Here is a 17,905-nt window from a genome sequence, read left to right on the forward strand (position 1 = left end):
CCCCCTGCCGGGGCAGCCCGACGCCCATGATCACGGTGATCATGGGCGTTCGGCCGCCTCGGCCCGTGATCTGAGGAGCACCAGAGCATGACCGAGGAGCTGTCCGACTTGCGCGTCGCCGTCGTGGGTGTCGGGATGATGGGCGCTGACCACGTCCGCCGCCTGCAGACCCGCACCGCCGGGGCCCGCGCCGTGGTGGTGGCCGACGCCTTCCCCGCCACCGCCGAGAAGGTCGCTGCCGCCTGGCCGGGCGTGAGGGTCGCCTCCGACCCGCTGGCCGCCATCACCGACGACGAGGTCGACGCCGTCGTCATCGCCACGCCGGGGAACACCCACGAGGAGCTGGTCCTGGCCTGTCTCGAGCGCGGCACGCCGGTGCTGTGCGAGAAGCCCCTGACCACCGACGTCGAGAGCTCGCTGCGCCTGGTGGAGGCCGAGCGCGCGACGGGGCGCCGCCTCGTCCAGGTCGGGTTCATGCGCCGGTTCGACCCGGAGTACGCGGCGCTGCGGCGCCTGGTGGAGTCCGACGAGCTCGGCCGCCCGCTGATGCTCCACTGCGCCCACCGCAACGCGTCGGTGCCGCCGCACTTCACCTCGGAGATGGTGGTGCTCGACAGCCTCGTCCACGAGGTCGACTGCACCCGCTTCCTCCTCGGCGAGGAGATCACGGCCATCACCGTGATCCACCCCCGCTCGCGCCGAGACGTCCCGGACGGTCTGTCCGACCCGACGTTCGCCCTGCTGGAGACCGAGAGCGGCGCTGTGGTCGATGTCGAGGTCAACGTGGCCACCGGCCTCGGGTACGAGGTTCGCACCGAGCTCGTCGCCGAGCGCGGGACCGCGATGATCGGCCTGGAGGGCGGCCCGGTCGTCGCCCGCGGTGGTACCGGCAGCGCCTCGCGCGGCCGCTCCGTGCCCCCGTCGTTCAAGGAGCGCTTCGAGGCCGCCTACGACCTCGAGTTCCAGGCCTGGGCGGACGCCGCCCGCCGCGGCACGGTCACCGGCCCGACCGCGTGGGACGGCTACGCGGCCACGGCGGTCACGACCGCCGGCGTCGAGGCGCTGCGCTCGGGCCAGCGCACCGAGGTCAGGCTCGCGCAGCGGCCCTGAGCCGGCAGCCCGCGCAGGACGGTCGACGAAGGGGGTGGGTGCGNNCGCACCCACCCCCTTCGTCGTCCTCCGGGACCTCCGGCGGCCCGCCCGCTCCGCGGCGGAGCGAGCGGCTCAGGCGCCTTCGCGGAACGGGTCCCGTCCTCGCTCCACCTCTTCGGCGAGCTCGGCCACGGCGCGGACGTCCGGCGCGGCACCCGCAGCCCTGACCGCCCTTCCAGGGCTGGCGCGACCTCAGCGGCAGGCCGGCCGGTCATCGCCCTGGCCACCTGTGACAGGCCCGGTCTCGCCCGCTCGCTCGGGAGCGCTGCCCGACGGCGGTCGAACGGTTTCAGGAGGTCGATGAGCCTGGTCGCGTCGGTCACGGGTGGCCCTCCTCGGCCTCTGCACCAGCCTCCGGAGTGGACCGGTCCAAGAGCACCCTTGACGCTCTCCGGAGGCTGTGTCAAAGTCTGCCTTGTGCGCATGTAAGGACATGAGCATGAAGTCCCCCCAACGGTCTCCGGACCGCTGCACCGCACCCAGCACCACGGCGACGTCGCCGAGGAACTGACGACGTGATCACCGCGATGCAGCTGCGCACCAGCGCCCGGAACGAACGACGACGCTCGCCCGCGCGGACACCGGTGCCCTGCGCAGCCGACGGAAGGACCCCCCATGAGGATCTCGAAGACCCTGCGCCTCGCCGCTCTCGGTGTGGTCGGCGCGCTGGCGCTCGCCGCCTGCAGCAGCTCGGGCGGCGCCCAGCAGGACCAGGCCGACGACGGCGGCAGCGCTGCCCCGGCGGCGGGCGGCACGTCCTACACGATCGCCATGGTCACCCACGAGCAGGCCGGCGACTCCTTCTGGGACAAGATCCGCGCCGGCGCCGAGGCCGCGGCGACCGCCCACGGCATCGACCTCAAGTACTCGAACGACCCCGACGGCGCGAAGCAGGCGACGCTGATCCAGAACGCCGTGGACAGCGAGGTCGACGGCATCGCCACCACGATGGCCACCCCGGACAGCGTCGGCCCGGCCGCGCAGGCGGCGATCGGAGCGGGCATCCCCGTGGTCGCCTTCAACTCGGGCATCAGTGACTACAGCAAGTACGGCGTCACCATGTACTTCGGCTCCGACGAGGATCTCGCGGGCCAGACCGTCGGTCAGAAGATCAAGGCCGATGGCGGCACCAAGACCCTCTGCGTCATCCAGGCCCAGGGCTCGGTGGCCCTGGACGCCCGCTGCAACGGCGTCACCAAGACCGCCGGCAACACCGAGGTCCTCTACGTCAACGGCGAGGACCTCACCGCGGTGCAGTCCACATTGCAGGCCAAGCTCCAGCAGGACACCGCCATCACCGACATCGTGACGCTGGGTGCGCCGATCGCCATGACCGCGCTCCAGGCGAAGGCGGACGCGGGCAGCCAGGCGAAGATCATCACCTTCGACCTCAATGCCGACGCCGCCCAGGCCATCCAGGACGGCAGCATCGAGTTCTCAGTCGACCAGCAGCCCTACGTGCAGGGCTACATGGCGGTGACCGCTCTGTGGCTGAACCTCTCGAACGGCAACGACATCGGCGGTGGCAAGCCCACGCTGACCGGCCCGTCGATCGTCGACTCGACGAACATCGGCCCGATCGTCGAGTACGCCAAGAACAACACCCGCTGAGCGCGGACGGGGGGACGGCGCCGCCGTCCCCCCGTCCTGCTGCGGAGGCCGGGCGGCAGCCCCCTCCCCTCGCGAGCACTTCCCCGCGCCGAAGGAGGCGCGAAGACTCGCTCCACCCGTCCCGCCCCACCGACCACGACCGACTTGGAGATGAACGGCCATGTCCACCACCGTGGCGACCAAGAACCCGTCACCGGCTCCTGCGTCTCCTCAGCGCGCTCGCCGGTCCCTCCTCGGTCAGGTCCTCGCCCGACCCGAGATCGGCGCCGCTGCAGCGGCCATCGTCATCGCCATCTTCTTCCTCGGCGCTGCGCCGGCCTTCCGCAGCCTCGCAGCGCTCTCCACCGTGCTGTACGCCAGCTCGACCATCGGCATCGTCGCCGTGGGGGTCGCGCTGCTCATGATCGGTGGTGAGTTCGACCTGTCCTCGGGCGTCGCCGTGACGACCTCCGCCCTGACGGCGGCCATCACCAGCTACCAGCTCTCGCTCAACGTCTGGGTGGGAGTGCTGGTGTCCCTCGTCGTCGCCCTCGCCATCGGCTTCGTCAACGGGTGGCTGGTGATGCGGACCGGCATCCCGAGCTTCCTCGTGACCCTGAGCAGCTTCTTCGTGCTCCAGGGCGTCAACCTCGGCGTCACCAAGCTGCTCACCGGCACCGTGGCCACCGCCAACATCAGCGACATGGACGGCTTCGCGTCGGCCAGGGCCGTCTTCGCCGGCACGCTGTCGCTGGGCCCCCTCAACCTCAAGATCACCGTGCTCTGGTGGGTCGTCTTCACCCTCGTCGCCACCTGGGTGCTGCTCCGCACCCGCGTGGGCAACTGGATCACCGCGGTCGGCGGCAACCAGGCGAGCGCTCGCGCCGTCGGCGTCCCCGTCCGGAAGGTGAAGATCGGCCTCTTCATGGGCGTGGCCTTCCTGGCCTGGTTCCTCGGCATGCACCTGCTCTTCGCCTTCAGCACCGTCCAGTCCGGTGTCGGCGTGGGCAACGAGTTCGTCTACATCATCGCCGCGGTGGTCGGTGGCGCCCTCCTCACCGGGGGCTACGGCTCGGCGGTCGGGTCGGCGATCGGCGCGATCATCTTCGGGATGACCACCCAGGGCATCGTCTACGCCGGCTGGGACCCGAACTGGTTCAAGACCTTCCTCGGCGTGATGCTCCTGCTCGCCGTGCTGGTCAACCTGTACATCAAGAACGTCGCAGCGCGGAGGGTCTGAGATGACTGACACGATCGCCGAGCACGCAGACAAGGACCTGACGGCCGGCGCGCCCCTCATCCAGATGAGCGGCGTGGGCAAGGTCTACGGGGCCATCCGCGCGCTCGAGGGGATCGACCTGCGCGTCAACGCAGGTGAGGTCACCTGCGTGCTGGGGGACAACGGCGCCGGCAAGTCGACCCTCATCAAGATCATGTCCGGGTTGCACTCGCACTCCGAGGGGACGTTCGTGGTCGACGGCGAGGAGGTGACGTTCGGCTCGCCGCGCGAGTCGCTCGCGAAGGGCATCGCCACCGTTTACCAGGACCTCGCCGTGGTCGGTCTCATGGAGGTGTGGCGCAACTTCTTCCTCGGGTCGGAGATCCGCAAGGGGAACTACCCGCTGGCGCCCCTCGACATCAAGGCGATGAAGCGCATCGCCGACGAGGAGCTGCAGAAGATGGGGATCCACGTGAAGGACATCGACCAGCCGATCGGCACGCTGTCCGGCGGCCAGCGCCAGTGCGTGGCCATCGCCCGCGCCGTCTACTTCGGCGCCCGGGTGCTCATCCTCGACGAGCCCACCGCCGCACTGGGCGTCAAGCAGTCGGGCGTGGTGCTGAAGTACACCGCCGCGGCCCGCGACGCCGGTCTGGGCGTCGTCTTCATCACCCACAACCCGCACCACGCCTACCTGGTGGGCAACCACTTCATCATCCTCAAGCTGGGCCGCCGCGTGCTCGACAGGAAGCGCTCGGAGGTCTCCCTCGAGGAGCTCACCGCCGAGATGGCCGGCGGCCAGGAGCTCGCGGAGCTCGCCCACGAGCTCAAGCGCTGACCCGGCACCACCCGCCACCTCCACCTGACCGCCGCTGACCAGATCCCGTCTGCGAGGAACCCCGACGATGAGCACCACCCCCGGCACCCCCGGACTCCGCATCGGCACCGCCCCCGACTCCTGGGGTGTGTGGTTCCCCGACGACCCGCGGCAGGTGCCGTGGGAGCGCTTCCTCGACGAGGTGGCGGCCGCCGGGTACCACCTCATCGAGCTGGGCCCCTACGGCTACCTCCCCACCGACCCCGAGCGCCTGCGCGACGAGCTCGGCAAGCGGGACCTGGAGCTGGTCGGCGGCACGGTCTTCACCGGCTTCCACAAGGAGGGCGACCAGTGGTCGGCCGCGTGGGAGCAGGCGCTGCGCGTGGCGGAGCTGACCACCGCGCTGGGCGCGGAGCACCTCGTCGTCATCCCCGACCTCTGGCGCTCCGACGCCACGGCGGAGGCCCTCGAGGCCCGCACGCTCGACGACGACCAGTGGAAGCGCCTCGCGGCCGGTCACGACGAGCTCGGCAAGGCCCTGCTGGAGCAGTTCGGGCTGCACCAGCAGTTCCACTCCCACGCCGACAGCCACGTGGGCACCCACGCCGAGGTGGAGCGCTTCCTCGACGAGACCGACCCCCGGTACACCAACCTCTGCCTCGACACGGGTCACTTCGCCTACTACCTGGGCGACACCACGAAGATCATCCGCGATCGTCCGGACCGCATCGGGTACCTGCACCTCAAGCAGGTCGACCCGACGCTGCGCGCCGCGGCGCTCAAGAACGACACCCCCTTCGCCATCGCGGTGCAGCAGGGCGTCATGTGCGAGCCGACCGACGGGGGAGCTGGCGACCCCCCGCTGCCGCCCGTGGTCGACCTGGTGTCCGAGCTGGTGGGGCCCGACGTCTTCGCCGTCGTCGAGCAGGACATGTACCCGGTCAGGTCCCTGGACGACCCGCTGCCCATCGCCACCCGCACCCTGCAGCACCTGCTCGCCGGCAGCCCCGCTGCACGCACCCGCTGACCGGCCAGCTGAGGAGGCCCGCTGTGAAGATCGCCCTCGACCCCACGCCGTTCCACCACAGCCACTCCCTGCTCGAGTTGCCGCGCCTGGCCGCCGAGCTCGGGTTCGAGCACCTGCAGCTCACGCCGCACCGCGACGTCATCCCGTTCTTCCGCCACCCCCGCGCCGACGACGCCCTCGTCAAGCGGTTCAAGGCCGAGTGCGACGCCGCCGGCGTGGGCATCGCCTCGGTGCTGCCCGTGCTGCGCTGGTCCGGGCCGGACGAGGTCGACCGCGAGGCCGCGGTGCGCGCGTGGAAGCGCGTCATCCAGATCACGGTCGACCTGGGTGTCGACGTCATCGGCACGGAGTTCTCCGGGCGCCCCGAGCAGTCCGAGCGCTCCGACGCGGCGTTCTACCGCTCCATGGAGGAGCTGCTCCCGATCATCGAGCGCGAGGGCGTCCGTGTGCTCATCGACCCGCACCCCGACGACTTCGTCGAGGACGGCCTGGAGGCGCTGCGGGTCATCCGGGGGCTGAACAGCCCGAACGTCGGCTTCGTCTACGTGGCGAGCCACACCTTCCACCACGGCCACCCCGCCGAGGTGGTCATGGAGGCCGCTGGCGACCTGCTGCAGCTGGTCCACGTCTCCGACACCTTCGACCACACCCGCTCCCACGGGCTGCGCTACATCACCAACCCGCCCGGCAACGCCGTGCGCGTGCACAGCCACCTCAAGGTGGGCGACGGCGACGTCGACTTCGACGCCTTCTTCGACGGCCTCGTGCGCCTGGGCTTCGACCAGCGCGACGACACGGTCATGTGCTCCAGCGTCTTCGCCGAGGACGAGGACGCCGAGGCGGTCTCGCGCTACCAGCTCGCCGCGATGCGCGATGGGCTCGCCACCGCTCGTGCCCGCGCCGCGTCCGCCTGACCGGCCCAGTGGCACCCTGACGGCGTGCGCCCCGCCCGGTCCTCCGAGGCGGGGCGCACGCCGTCATCCCTGGCGGTCGCGAGGCACTCGGTCGCGCGTCTGCGTGGCCTCGGTGAACCCGTGAGGGGCCGGGCGTCCGTCGGTGCCCATGTTCACGAACACGACCTCGTCGACGGTGACGATCGGCGCGTGGGTCACCATGTTCCGCACCTCGACGCGCATGGTCAGCGACGTCCGCCCGAAGCGCGTGGCCGTGAGCCCCAGCTCGACGAGGTCGCCGAGGCGGGCCGAGGAGACGAACTCCACGGACGACATGTACTTCGTGACCACGCGGTGGTTGCCCAGCTGCAGGATCGCGTAGATCGCCGCCTCCTCGTCGACCCAGCGCAGCACGCTGCCGCCGAAGAGCGTGTCGTTGGCGTTGAGGTCCTCGGGGCGCACCCATTTGCGCGTGCGGAAGCTCGTCTCCGCCATAGCGTCCGCACTTTGTCCTGACATATGGGAATAGTAGGCGATGAGGCGGTGCTGGGGAAGGCGCATCAGGCCCGGGTGTCGATGAGCAGGCCCTCCTCCAGCTTCGAGGAGAGCTGGTCGAGGGTGACGCCCTTCGCCGAGAGCAGGTCGGTGAGGTCCGTCCCGGACTGGAGCTGACCGAGCAGCCAGCCCGCGTCGGTGCCGAGCAGGTCGCTGAGGGCGACCAGCGTGCTCTGCTGCGTGCTCGTCAACGACCCGCTGAGGACCCCGGTGGTCCCGCCGGACGGAGGCGGGGGGCCCTGGTGCCCCCCAGGGCCCTGGCCTCCACCAGCGGCGTNNACGCCGCTGGTGGAGGCCAGCGCCTCGATCATCGCGTCGGCGTCGGCGCTCTCCTGCAGCTCCTGCGGGGCACCGGCCTTGAGCGCGGCGACGAGGTCGCTGCGCGAGACGCCCTGGTCGTCGGCGAGGTCGAACAGGCTCTTGCCGCTCTCCAGGGAGCTCACGAGGTCGCTGACGTCCATGCCGAGGGCCCCTGCGGCGGTCCTGACGTGACCGGGCACGCGCTCCTGGCGGCTGCTCGAGGACGTGGCGGCGGCGGTGGCCGCCCGGGCAGCGGTGGCTGCGGCGCTCGCCCAGGTGGTGCTGGTGGTGGTCGACAGACTCATCGGGCTCTCCTCCGGGGTGGTCGGACTGGGTCGCCCCACCCATCGGCGACAGCCTCCGCCGCCGCGAGGAGTCCGCGGCGATCCTTAGGAGGTTGATACCCGGCGCACAGGTCGCGGCGCCGCTAGGTCCCACAGGCGATGAACAGCAGCTGCCCAGACCGGCACCACCGGGGGCCCCGACCGTCGGGGGAGCCGCGGGAGTGCGGCTCACCACCAGAGGCGGATGGGAGTGGTCACCGTGATCGGCGCGCGCGAGGAGAGCAGGAGACGGGCGGGGGTCGTCGTGGCGGTGGCCACGGGCGCCGCACTGGTGGGCGCGGTCACCGTGGCGGGTGTGGCCGCGGCCGAGGCCTCCACCACGGAGGCCGCCGCCTCCACGACCGGCGCGACCGCGGACAGCGGCACCGGCGGCACGAGCGGGACCACCTCCACCACCGCCCGGGGCTGGGTCTCCGGCGGCAGCTCCCGCTCCTCGGCCGACGCCGGATCGAGCGGGTCATGAGCAGCGCCGTCCTCGACCGCCCCCGCCGCTCCCGGAGGACGTCCCGGCGGCCCAGCGGCGCCAGGACCGCGGCCGCCGAGTGGTCGGTGTGGACGACGACGGCACGGCTGGTGGTCACCGACCCGGCCGCCCTCCCCGCCGCTCAGGCCCTGGTGGAGGGCCGGCTGGCCGCCGTCGACGCCGCTGCCAGCCGCTTCCGCCCCGACTCCGAGATCGTCCGGGCAGCGTCGGCCGCTGGGGCTCCCGTGCGCGTCAGCGCGGTGCTCGCCGACCTCGTCGAGGTGGCCCTGGACGCCGCGGAGCGCACCGGCGGCGCCGTCGACCCGACCCTGGGCCAGCACCTGGTCGCCCTCGGCTACGACGACGACCTCGACGCCGTCCGGGCCCGACCCGCAGCTGGTGCCGGGTCCCCGGCTCCCGGTGGGCCCGCGCCCTTCCGGGCGGTGCGCGCCACCGCCAGCGCCGACCCGTCGGCGCTGCCGCGCCCGGCGGCCGCGTGGCGCGACGTCGTCGTCCTCCCCGGCGCGACGCCCAGCCAGCGGGCGCTGCTCTGGCTGCCGGCGGGGGTGCTGCTCGACCTGGGCGCCACCGCCAAGGCGCGCACGGCCGACCTGTGCGCACGCGCGGTCGTCGAGCGCTTCGGCGGGGGTGCCCTGGTCAGTCTCGGTGGCGACGTGGCCACGGCCGGCCAGGAGCCCGACGGGGGCTGGCAGGTGGACGTGCAGGACGGGGACGGCGAGCCGCTCAGCCGCCTCGCGCTCGGTGGTGCGCGCGGCGTGGCCACCTCCTCCACGCTCCACCGCCGCTGGGCCACCCCGCACGGGCCGGCGCACCACGTGCTCGATCCCGCCACGGGGCTGCCCGCGGAGCCCGTGTGGCGCACCGCGACGGTGGTCGCCGCCTCGTGCGCGGAGGCCAACGCGCTCAGCACCGCGGCGGTCGTGCTCGGCACCCTCGCCCCGGCGTGGCTGGAGCAGCAGCACGCGACCGCCCGCCTCGTCGGGGCCGACGGCGTGGTGCACCTGGTCGGTGCGTGGCCGCGCGAGGGGGTCCGGCGGTGAGCGAGACCCTCGTCGACGCCCTCTGGTACCTCGGGCGCGGCACCGGTGTCGCGGCGCTGCTGCTGTTCACCGCGGTCGTCGTGGCCGGGGTGCTCGTGCGACGCGGTGACGGCGCCCCCGGCCTGCCGCGCGCGGGCGTGGCGGCGGTCCACCGCTGGCTGAGCCTCTCGGCGCTCGCCTTCCTCGTGATGCACGTGGTGACCATGCTGGTCGACCCGTACGTCCAGCTCCGGGTGGTCGACCTGGTCGTGCCGTTCCTGGGCGCGTGGAACCCGTTCTGGCTCGGGCTCGGCACGCTCTCCCTCGACCTGGTCCTCGCGCTCGTGGCCACGAGCCTGCTGCGCCACCGGCTGGGGCACCGCGCCTGGCGGGCCGTGCACTGGGCCGCCTACCTGTGCGGGCCGAGCGCGGTGCTCCACGCCCTGGGCACGGGCACGGACGCGGGCACCCCGTGGATGACCGTGTTGGTCGTCACCTGCACCGCTGCCGCAGGAGGCGCGGTGGTGCTGCGCCTCCTGCCGCGACGAGTGCTGCCGCCGCGTGCCGCTGCCGCGCGGTCCTTCGGCTCGAGGGCGGCTGACCTCCCACCGCACCTGTCCGGGCTCCACCGCGACCCGGTCGACCGGCCCACCCGCCAGTCCATCCGCCAGCCCGTCGGCGCGGGCGGACGGCGATGAGCGCGCCGGCCGAGACGGCCCCCTCGCTGTCGACGCCGCCGGAAGGGAGCGCTCGCCTCGTGGCGTGCGCGACCCGCGACCTGGCGGGACACCTCGCGCTCGTCGGCCCGCTGCCCGGCGCGGCCGAGCTCCCGGCCCAGCGGGTGGTGGAGCTGGCGCTCGAGGCCGGCCTCACCGGACGCGGAGGCGCCGCCTTCCCCGCCGGCCGCAAGCTCGCAGCCCTGCTCGGCGCACGGGCGCGGGGGGCCTCACCCGTCGTCGTCGCCAACGGTGCCGAGGGGGAGCCCGCCAGCAGCAAGGACCACGCCCTGCTCGCCCACGCACCGCACCTCGTGCTGGACGGTCTGGCTCTGGCGGTCCGCGCCGTCGGGGGAGCCGCCGGTGGTACCGGAGCCCACCTGTACGCCCCTGTGGAGGTGCTGCGCTGCCTCGCGCCGGTCCTCGCCGAGCGCGCGGCGGTCGACGAGGTGTCGGCCGAGCCGGCGGTGGCCCCGGACCGGTTCGTGGCCGGGCAGTCCTCGGCGGTGGCGGCCGCCGTGGCCGGTGGTCCCGCCCTTCCGCGCACGCCCTGGCCGCCGCCGCGGCTCGTCGGGTCCGGGACCGCTCGGCGCCCCGGCCGCCCCACGCTCGTGATGAACGTCGAGACGCTGGCGCACCTGGCGCTGCTCGCCCGCCACGGTGCCGCGTGGTTCCGGTCGGCGGGCACCGCGGACGAGCCGGGGACGCGCCTCGTCACCGTCAGCGGCGCCGTGCGCTCACCGCAGGTCACCGAGGTGCCCGGTGGTGCGCCGCTGCGCGACGTCCTGGCGCGTGCCGGAGGGCCGACCGAGCCCCTGACCGCGCTGCTCGTGGGCGGGTACCACGGAGGCTGGGTGCCGTACGGCGAGCGGGCACCGCACACCGAGGACCTGCCGCACTCGCGCGCGGCGCTCGCCCCCTGGGGCGCCGACCCCGGGGCGGGCGTGGTCATCGCCCTGCCGGCGCACGCCTGCGGGCTGCGGGCGGGTGCCGACGTGGTGCGCTACCTGGCAGGGCAGACCGCCGGCCAGTGCGGGCCGTGCGTCAACGGCCTCCCCACCCTGGCCGAGCACCTGGCGGCGCTGGCCGACGCCGGTGCCAGGGAGCCATCGCGGCCGCACAGCCGCGAGGGCCTGCAGCGCCGGGTCTCCGAGCTGCACCGCGTGGCGGGCCTGGTCGAGGGGCGCGGCGCCTGCCACCACCCCAGCGGGTCGGTCCGCCTGGTGCGCAGCACCCTCATGACCTTCGCGGACGACGTCCAGGCCCACCTCGCCGGGGGCTGCCTGGCGGAGGTGGGGCGGTGAGCCGGACGGCGCGAGAGATCCCCGTGCACCTCACCCCGCGAGCCGTCACCGGGCCCGACCCGGACTCCGGCGGGACCTCCGACGCGGGCGCCGTCGCGGAGAGGGTGCACGTCGACTGGACCCGCTGCGACGGCCGGGGCCTGTGCACCGAGCTGCTGGGGGAGCTGCTGGCCGAGGACGACTGGGGCTACCCCGTCTCGACCACCGGGGAGGTCGCCCCCGCCGTCCCCCGGCGCCTGCAGCGCGCCGCGCGCCTGGCCGTCGCCGAGTGCCCGCGGATGGCGCTGTCACTGCGGGGCGGCGACGCGCTCCCGCAGTCCGCGGGATGAGGGAGGGGCGCTCGCTCGCACAGGTCCGCCACAGCGGCCTCCCAGAGGCGGGCGGGCGCGCCCACCCACGATCGTCCCGAGCAGCCCCCCGTCCCCAGCGCCGCCCCCAGGAGACCCCGTGACCGCCACCACCTCGAGCCCGCCGCGCCGTCGCGTCGACGGCGGGGCCGAGCCGGCGGCACCGGGGCCGGCCTCATCGCCGGCGCCCCGCCGCGACCTGCGGGACCTGGTCGCGCTGGTGAGGTTCGTCCTGGCCGGGTGCGCGGGCAACGTCGTCTACTCGCTGGTCTACCTCGCGCTGGCGCAGAGCGGTGATGCCGTCGCCGTCCCGAGCCTGGCCGCCAGCGCCGCCTCCACCCTGGTGGTCAACGAGGCGCACCGGTTGTGGACCTTCCGCGGCACCGGACGGCCCTCCGTGCTGCAGGCGCACCTGTCGGGGGCGGCCTCGGCCCTGGTCGGCACGGCGCTGACCGCGGCGGTGCTGCTCGGGCGGACCTGGCTGCTCCCGGACGGGGCCGGGCTGCTCGACGTCGCCCTCGCCTGGGCCGTCACCGCGCTGGTGGGGGCCGCGAGCTTCCTGCACCTGCGACGGGTGGGCCGCCGCGCGCGGGATCGTCAGGCGCCGGCCTCGTCGTCGGGCCAGGTGATGCCGACCTTGCCGCCGGTGGCGGCGTCGGCGACCCGGTAGGCCTCGGCGGCCTCGGCGATGGGGAAGGTGTCGGACACCAGCACCTGCGGGTGCAGGTCCCAGCGGGCGAGGTTGGCCAGCAGCTCACTCATGCGTCCGGTGGAGGTCACCCACGAGCCGTGCACCGTGAGCTGGCGGTGGATGAGCACCTCGGAGACGTCCACGCTGAGCTGCCCGCCCTCGCCGACCAGGGCTGCGCGGCCCCAGCGGCGGGTGTGGCGCAGCGCGGTCAGCTGCCCGCGGCCGTTGCCGGAGGCGTCCACGGCCACCTCCGCGCCCCCGCCGGGCCCGTCCAGCAGGGCGTCGAGCTCCTCGTCGGTGCCGGAGACCGTGTGGTCCACCGCGCCGAGCTGCAGGGCCAGGGCGCGGCGCGCGGGGCTCGGGTCGGTGCCCACCACCAGGGGTGAGCCCATCGCCTTGGCCAGCAGCCCGATCGCGCAGCCCACTGGGCCCAGGCCGGTGACCAAGACGCGGTCGCGCCCGGAGACCCCCACTCGGCACAGGGCCTCGTAGGCGGTGCCGAAGCCGCAGGCCACGACCGCGCCGTCCAGGAAGGTCAGCTCGTCGGGCAGCACCAGCAGGTCGCGCTCCTCGGCCAGCAGCAGGTCGGCGTGCCCGCCGTCGCGCTGCCAGCCGTAGGCGGCCCGGCCGGCGCCGGTGCAGGAGATCTGGTAGCCGCGGCGGCACTCGTCGCACTGCCCGCACCCGGAGATGTGGTACACGACCACGCGGTCCCCGACGGCGGTGCGCTCCACCCCGGTGCCGACGGCGATGACGCGGCCGGCGGGCTCGTGGCCGCCGACCACGCCCTGGTAGGCCTCGGGGCCTTCCCCGAGGTGCTCGCGGTAGATGGCCCGCAGGTCCGAGCCGCAGATGGTGGAGGCGCGGGTGGCCAGGAGCACCTGGCCGTGGCCGGGGGCGGGGTCGGGGACCTCTCGCAGCTCGACCCGGCTGCCTCCTGGCAGGAACGCTGCACGCACCTCTGGCTCCTTCGCTCGCGGTGGTTCCGGTCGTCGTCGACGACCCCATGGGAGCACACCCCAGGGGTCGCCCGAGGGGCGGCACCCCGTGACTCCTTCGTTACTGATCGTCTGTTGACAACGTTTGCAGACTGTCGGCAGACTCTCAGCCACCACGACGACGACGTCCGAGGAACGGGCCCTCAGCAGCCCGTACCGACACCGGGACGCGGCTCCCGCCGCTCCCCAGCGCGCTGCCCCGCAGGGCCCGCGCAGAAGGACCACCCGACCCCGGCACCGCCGGTGCCCGGTCACCTCCGAGGAAGAAGGTCTCCCCATGGCAGCACGACGACGTGTCCTCGCCTCCATCGCCGCCGCCGCAGGTGTCGCTGTGCTCGCCTCGGGCTGCGCCGGCGCCGGCGGCGGAGGTGGCAGCGGCAGCGGTGGCAGCGCCGGAGGCGGCGACGCCGACTCCATCAACGTGGTGATGGTCAACAACCCGCAGATGGTCGACCTGCAGAAGCTGACGGCGGACAACTTCACCAAGGAGACCGGCATCACGGTCAACTACAAGGTGCTGCCCGAGAACGACGCCCGCGACACCATCCAGACCGACTTCAGCCAGCAGTCGGGCCAGTACGACGTCGCGACGATCTCCAACTACGAGGTGCCGTTCTTCTCGGCCAACAAGTGGATCGCCAACCTCGACGAGAACATCGCGGCCGACTCCGCCTACGACCAGGACGACATCCTCAAGCCCATCGCCGACGGCCTGAAGGGCGCGGACGGCTCGCAGTACGCCGAGCCGTTCTACGGCGAGAGCTCGTTCCTCATGTACCGCAAGGACGTCTTCGAGGCCAAGGGCCTGACCATGCCGGAGAAGCCGACCTGGGACCAGGTCGCCCAGCTCGCGGCGCAGGCCGACGAGGGCCAGGGGAAGATGCGCGGCATCTGCCTGCGCGGCCAGGCCGGCTGGGGCCAGGTCTTCGCGCCGCTGACCACGGTGGTCAACACCTTCGGCGGCACGTGGTTCGACGAGGACTGGAACGCGCAGGTCAACGCCCCGCCGTTCGTCGAGGCGACCAACTTCTACGTCAACCTCGTGCAGCAGCACGGTGAGCCCGACGCCGCCAACGCCGGCTTCACCGAGTGCCTCAACGCCATGACCCAGGGCGGCGTCGCCATGTGGTACGACGCGACCTCCGCCGCCGGCTCGCTGGAGGCCGACGACTCCCCGGTCAAGGGCAAGATGGGCTACGTCGCCGCCCCGGTGAAGGAGACCGCGTCCTCCGGCTGGCTCTACAGCTGGGCGTTCGCCACGCAGGAGGCCTCCACCAAGAAGGACGCCGCCTGGAAGTTCATCTCCTGGGCCACCAGCAAGGAGTACGAGGAGCTGGTCGGCCAGCAGATCGGCTGGTCCAACGTCCCGGCCGGCAAGCGCTCCTCCACCTACCAGAACACCGACTACCAGGCGTCGGCGCAGGCCTTCTACCAGGCCACCGAGGCGGCCATCAACGCCGCCGACCCCAACAACCCGGGCGTGCAGCCCCGTCCGGCGCCGGGCATCCAGTTCGTCGCCATCCCCGAGTTCGCCGGCATGGCCACGCAGGTCTCCCAGGGCGTGAGCGCGGCGATCGCCGGCCAGCAGACCGTGCAGCAGGCCCTCGACGCCGGGCAGCCGCTCGCGCAGGCCGCGGCCGACGCCAACAAGTAAGGCCCACCCATCCGGTGGTGAGCGCACCTCCCGTCCGTCGACCGGCCGCCCTCCGGGGCGAGGTCGGCGGGCGGGGGGCCCGCCCACCCGGCGGAAGAAGGACTCCCGTGACCACAGCCACACCTGCGGCGTCGGAGCTGACGCCGGAACAGCGCACCACCTACCAGGCCCCCCAGGGGCAGGCCGCCCGCGACCGGCGCGAGGCCCGGCGCCGCCGGATCCCGCTGCTGCCCGCCCTGGTCTTCACGATCGCCGCGACCCAGCTGCCGTTCCTCGCGACCATCGTCATCTCGTTCATGGACTACCGGGCCCTGAGGCCCGACCAGCGCGGCTTCACCGGCTTCGACAACTACGTCCAGGTCTTCACCAACCCGGCGATCCGCCAGGCCGTGCTCACGACCATCCTGCTGACGGCCACCGTCGTCATCGTCAGCCTCGTGCTCGGCACCGCCATCGCGCTCCTGCTCGACAGGAAGTTCATCGGCCGCGGCGCGGTGCGTACGATGATGATCGCGCCGTTCCTCGTGGTCCCCGTGGCCGCGGCCCTGCTGTGGAAGCACGGCATCCTCAACTCCGGCTACGGCCTCATCAACGGCGTGCTCACCTGGGTCTGGGGGATCTTCGGCTCCGACAGCCCCCCGCAGCCCGCGTGGCTGACCGACTACCCCCTGCTGTCCATCGAGCTCTCGCTCATCTGGCAGTGGACGCCCTTCATGATGCTGATCCTGCTGGCGGGCCTGCAGTCCAAGCCCGGTGACGTGGTCGAGGCCGCCCGCATGGACGGCGCCGGGAGCTGGCAGATCTTCCGCTACATCACGTTCCCGCACCTGCGCCGCTACCTCGAGCTGGGCGGCCTGCTCGGGTCGATCTACATCGTCCAGGCCTTCGACGCCGTCTTCATCATCAGCGCCGGCGCCCTCGGCACCGCCAACCTGCCCTACACGATCTACGCGACCTTCTTCCAGCAGCAGAACTACGGCCTGGCCTCGGCGCAGGGCGTGGTCGTGGTGATCGGCACGATCATCATCGCGACCTTCGCGCTGCGCACCGTGTCCAGCCTGTTCGACGAGGAGACCGGCCGATGAGCACGCACACGAACGCCGCCGTCGCCGCCACCTCCTTCAAGGGCACGGGAGCGCGCAGGAAGCGGCGCACGCCCGACCAGGGCGGCCACCCCGCGTGGGGGATCGCCGCCTGGGCGGTCGGGCTGCTCTTCGCGGCGCCCGTGCTCTTCATGCTGCTGACGTCGTTCCACTCCGAGACGGACGCCGCCACCAACCCGCCGTCGGTGCTCGCCCCCCTGACCCTGGACGGCTACCGGTCCTTCTTCGCCGGGCAGCCGTGGCCGCCGCTCATCAACTCCCTCACGGCGTCGGTGGTCTCCACGCTGCTGGTGCTCGTGCTGGCGGTCCCCGCGGCCTACGCCCTGAGCATCAAGCCGGTCGAGAAGTGGACCGACGTCCTGTTCTTCTTCCTCTCCACCAAGTTCCTGCCGATCGTGGCCGGGCTGCTGCCGCTGTACCTGTTCGCCAACTCCGTCGGCGTGCTCGACAACATCAGCTTCCTGGTGCTGCTCTACACCTCGATGAACCTGCCGATCGCGGTGTGGATGATGCGCAGCTTCCTGGCCGAGGTGCCGGTGGAGATGATGGAGGCGGCCCAGCTCGACGGCGCCGGCCTCATCACCATGCTGCGCTCGGTGGTGGCGCCGGTCGCGCTGCCCGGCATCGCGGCCACCTCGCTGATCTGCTTCATCTTCAGCTGGAACGAGCTGCTGCTCGCCCGGACGCTGACCTCGACGGTGGCGAGCACCTCCCCGGTGTTCCTCACCAGCTTCGCCACCAGCCAGGGCCTCTTCCTGGCGCAGGTGTGCGCGGCCGCCGTCGTCATCTCCCTGCCCGTGCTCGCCGCGGGCTTCGCCGCCCAGGACAAGCTGGTGCAGGGCCTCTCGCTCGGCGCCGTCAAGTGAGCACCGCCGCCACCGCCGCCCGGCAGCCCGAGCGCTCCGCCGTCGTCACCGGCGCGGCGGGGGGCATCGGGCAGGCGGTGGCGGCACGGCTGAGCGCCGACGGCTTCGCCGTCACCCTGCTCGACCTCGAGCGCAGCGCCCCCGCGCTGGCCGGGGTCGAGCGACGCCTGCAGGAGGCGAGCGGCGCGGCGGTGCGCAGCGACCACGTGGACGTCACCGACGAGCACTCGGTGGACCGGGCGCTGCAGGCCCACGCCGAGGCGTTCGGGGGTCTCGACGTGGTCGTCGCCAACGCCGGGATCGCCGTCACCGCGCCGCTGCTGGAGACCACCACGGAGCAGTGGGACACCACGATGGCCGTCAACGTGCGGGGCGTGGCGAACTGCTACCGCTCCGGCGCCCGGATCATGGTCGACCAGGGGCGCGGCGGCCGGCTCATCGGCGCGGCGTCCGTCGCCGCCCACCGGGCCGGGCGCTGGCAGAGCGCCTACTCCGCCTCGAAGTTCGCCGTGCGCGGGCTCACCCAGGCCGTGGCCCTGGAGCTCGCCGAGCACCAGGTCACCGCCAACTGCTACAGCCCCGGCGTGGTGCAGACCCCGATGTGGGACACCATCGACGCCGCGCTGGGGGAGCGCACCGGCGCCGAGCCGGGCGCGCCGATGGCCGCGATGACCGGCCAGATCGCCCTCGGACGCCTGCAGACGCCGGGCGACGTGGCCGGTGTGGTCTCCTTCCTGGCGTCGCCCGACGCGGCGTACATCACCGGCCAGTCCGTCGTCGTCGACGGCGGCATGTGGTTCTCCTGACCGCACCACCCGACCACCAG

General features: G+C 73.2%; 19 protein-coding genes. 16 read left to right on the top strand and 3 right to left on the bottom strand.

Features of this window, described 5'->3' with window-relative positions:
* Positions 1–87 precede the first annotated feature (87 nt).
* From FHN55_RS03120 to FHN55_RS03145, 6 genes are all read left to right on the top strand, one after another.
* A complete protein-coding gene (locus FHN55_RS03120) occupies positions 88–1,110 on the top strand; it encodes a Gfo/Idh/MocA family protein (RefSeq protein ID WP_139710716.1) in 1,023 nt (340 codons plus the stop codon).
* Between the two features lie 657 nt (positions 1,111–1,767).
* The gene (locus tag FHN55_RS03125; RefSeq protein ID WP_139710718.1) at positions 1,768–2,763 is read left to right on the top strand and encodes a substrate-binding domain-containing protein; all 996 of its coding nucleotides are present in this window, start codon (positions 1,768–1,770) and stop codon (positions 2,761–2,763) included.
* 160 nt (positions 2,764–2,923) lie between these two features.
* On the top strand, positions 2,924–3,982 hold the full coding sequence (locus FHN55_RS03130) for an ABC transporter permease (RefSeq protein WP_139710720.1): 1,059 nt from the start codon (positions 2,924–2,926) through the stop codon (positions 3,980–3,982).
* Between the two features lies 1 nt (position 3,983).
* Positions 3,984–4,799: an ATP-binding cassette domain-containing protein gene (locus FHN55_RS03135; RefSeq protein ID WP_139710722.1), complete on the top strand. Its 816-nt coding sequence runs from the start codon at positions 3,984–3,986 to the stop codon at positions 4,797–4,799.
* Positions 4,800–4,866: 67 nt separating this feature from the next.
* Positions 4,867–5,805: a sugar phosphate isomerase/epimerase gene (locus FHN55_RS03140; RefSeq protein WP_139710724.1), complete on the top strand. Its 939-nt coding sequence runs from the start codon at positions 4,867–4,869 to the stop codon at positions 5,803–5,805.
* 23 nt (positions 5,806–5,828) lie between these two features.
* On the top strand, positions 5,829–6,719 hold the full coding sequence (locus FHN55_RS03145) for a sugar phosphate isomerase/epimerase family protein (protein WP_139710727.1): 891 nt from the start codon (positions 5,829–5,831) through the stop codon (positions 6,717–6,719).
* Between the two features lie 63 nt (positions 6,720–6,782).
* Here FHN55_RS03145 and FHN55_RS03150 read toward each other — a convergent pair whose 3' ends face one another.
* Complete coding sequence (locus FHN55_RS03150; protein ID WP_139710728.1) at positions 6,783–7,193, bottom strand: acyl-CoA thioesterase; 411 nt, start codon at positions 7,191–7,193, stop codon at positions 6,783–6,785.
* Between the two features lie 65 nt (positions 7,194–7,258).
* Positions 7,259–7,530: hypothetical protein (locus FHN55_RS23185; RefSeq protein ID WP_218974304.1), on the bottom strand; the 272-nt coding region annotated here is incomplete at its 5' end.
* A gap of 551 nt (positions 7,531–8,081) precedes the next feature.
* Between FHN55_RS23185 and FHN55_RS03160 the strand changes: the two genes are divergently transcribed.
* The 6 genes from FHN55_RS03160 (at position 8,082) to FHN55_RS03185 (ending at position 12,437) form a co-directional block, all read left to right on the top strand.
* Positions 8,082–8,360, top strand: coding sequence for a hypothetical protein (locus FHN55_RS03160; RefSeq protein WP_139710732.1), 279 nt, complete (start codon positions 8,082–8,084; stop codon positions 8,358–8,360).
* Positions 8,357–9,421: an FAD:protein FMN transferase gene (locus tag FHN55_RS03165; protein WP_139710734.1), complete on the top strand. Its 1,065-nt coding sequence runs from the start codon at positions 8,357–8,359 to the stop codon at positions 9,419–9,421. The genes FHN55_RS03160 and FHN55_RS03165 overlap by 4 nt, the downstream gene beginning before the upstream one ends.
* A complete protein-coding gene (locus FHN55_RS03170) occupies positions 9,418–10,098 on the top strand; it encodes a ferric reductase-like transmembrane domain-containing protein (RefSeq protein ID WP_180357609.1) in 681 nt (226 codons plus the stop codon). Before FHN55_RS03165 ends, FHN55_RS03170 begins: the two co-directional genes overlap by 4 nt.
* Positions 10,095–11,420: an NADH-ubiquinone oxidoreductase-F iron-sulfur binding region domain-containing protein gene (locus FHN55_RS03175; RefSeq protein ID WP_139710735.1), complete on the top strand. Its 1,326-nt coding sequence runs from the start codon at positions 10,095–10,097 to the stop codon at positions 11,418–11,420. Before FHN55_RS03170 ends, FHN55_RS03175 begins: the two co-directional genes overlap by 4 nt.
* Positions 11,417–11,749, top strand: a complete 333-nt coding sequence (locus FHN55_RS03180; RefSeq protein WP_257570662.1) for a ferredoxin — start codon at positions 11,417–11,419, stop codon at positions 11,747–11,749. The genes FHN55_RS03175 and FHN55_RS03180 overlap by 4 nt, the downstream gene beginning before the upstream one ends.
* A gap of 118 nt (positions 11,750–11,867) precedes the next feature.
* A complete protein-coding gene (locus tag FHN55_RS03185) occupies positions 11,868–12,437 on the top strand; it encodes a GtrA family protein (protein WP_139710737.1) in 570 nt (189 codons plus the stop codon).
* Here the strand turns inward: FHN55_RS03185 and FHN55_RS03190 are convergent.
* The gene (locus FHN55_RS03190; RefSeq protein WP_257570663.1) at positions 12,365–13,417 is read right to left on the bottom strand and encodes a zinc-binding dehydrogenase; all 1,053 of its coding nucleotides are present in this window, start codon (positions 13,415–13,417) and stop codon (positions 12,365–12,367) included. The genes FHN55_RS03185 and FHN55_RS03190 overlap by 73 nt on opposite strands.
* A 316-nt stretch (positions 13,418–13,733) precedes the next feature.
* On the opposite strand from FHN55_RS03190, the gene FHN55_RS03195 reads away from it, so the two are divergent.
* The 4 genes from FHN55_RS03195 (at position 13,734) to FHN55_RS03210 (ending at position 17,885) form a co-directional block, all read left to right on the top strand.
* Entirely contained in the window at positions 13,734–15,110 is a 1,377-nt protein-coding gene (locus FHN55_RS03195; protein WP_139710740.1) for a sugar ABC transporter substrate-binding protein, read from the top strand.
* A 107-nt stretch (positions 15,111–15,217) separates the two neighbouring features.
* Entirely contained in the window at positions 15,218–16,195 is a 978-nt protein-coding gene (locus tag FHN55_RS03200; RefSeq protein WP_373995693.1) for a carbohydrate ABC transporter permease, read from the top strand.
* Entirely contained in the window at positions 16,192–17,079 is an 888-nt protein-coding gene (locus FHN55_RS03205; protein ID WP_139710742.1) for a carbohydrate ABC transporter permease, read from the top strand. The genes FHN55_RS03200 and FHN55_RS03205 overlap by 4 nt, the downstream gene beginning before the upstream one ends.
* Positions 17,076–17,885, top strand: a complete 810-nt coding sequence (locus tag FHN55_RS03210) for an SDR family oxidoreductase (protein WP_139710744.1) — start codon at positions 17,076–17,078, stop codon at positions 17,883–17,885. Before FHN55_RS03205 ends, FHN55_RS03210 begins: the two co-directional genes overlap by 4 nt.
* Positions 17,886–17,905: the final 20 nt, after the last annotated feature.

Source organism: Streptomyces sp. NP160, assembly GCF_006335115.1.
Taxonomy (GTDB): domain Bacteria; phylum Actinomycetota; class Actinomycetes; order Actinomycetales; family Quadrisphaeraceae; genus Quadrisphaera.

What these genes read in the sequence shown, in the direction of transcription:
- FHN55_RS03160 (WP_139710732.1), top strand. Translation starts at nt 8,082, where the DNA reads ATGGGAGTGGTCACCGTGATCGGCGCGCGCGAGGAGAGCAGGAGACGG.
- FHN55_RS03165 (WP_139710734.1), top strand. Translation starts at nt 8,357, where the DNA reads ATGAGCAGCGCCGTCCTCGACCGCCCCCGCCGCTCCCGGAGGACGTCC.
- FHN55_RS03195 (WP_139710740.1), top strand. Translation starts at nt 13,734, where the DNA reads ATGGCAGCACGACGACGTGTCCTCGCCTCCATCGCCGCCGCCGCAGGT.
- FHN55_RS03205 (WP_139710742.1), top strand. Translation starts at nt 16,192, where the DNA reads ATGAGCACGCACACGAACGCCGCCGTCGCCGCCACCTCCTTCAAGGGC.
- FHN55_RS03150 (WP_139710728.1), bottom strand. Translation starts at nt 7,193, where the DNA reads ATGGCGGAGACGAGCTTCCGCACGCGCAAATGGGTGCGCCCCGAGGAC.
- FHN55_RS03125 (WP_139710718.1), top strand. Translation starts at nt 1,768, where the DNA reads ATGAGGATCTCGAAGACCCTGCGCCTCGCCGCTCTCGGTGTGGTCGGC.
- FHN55_RS03140 (WP_139710724.1), top strand. Translation starts at nt 4,867, where the DNA reads ATGAGCACCACCCCCGGCACCCCCGGACTCCGCATCGGCACCGCCCCC.
- FHN55_RS03130 (WP_139710720.1), top strand. Translation starts at nt 2,924, where the DNA reads ATGTCCACCACCGTGGCGACCAAGAACCCGTCACCGGCTCCTGCGTCT.
- FHN55_RS03135 (WP_139710722.1), top strand. Translation starts at nt 3,984, where the DNA reads ATGACTGACACGATCGCCGAGCACGCAGACAAGGACCTGACGGCCGGC.
- FHN55_RS03120 (WP_139710716.1), top strand. Translation starts at nt 88, where the DNA reads ATGACCGAGGAGCTGTCCGACTTGCGCGTCGCCGTCGTGGGTGTCGGG.
- FHN55_RS03175 (WP_139710735.1), top strand. Translation starts at nt 10,095, where the DNA reads ATGAGCGCGCCGGCCGAGACGGCCCCCTCGCTGTCGACGCCGCCGGAA.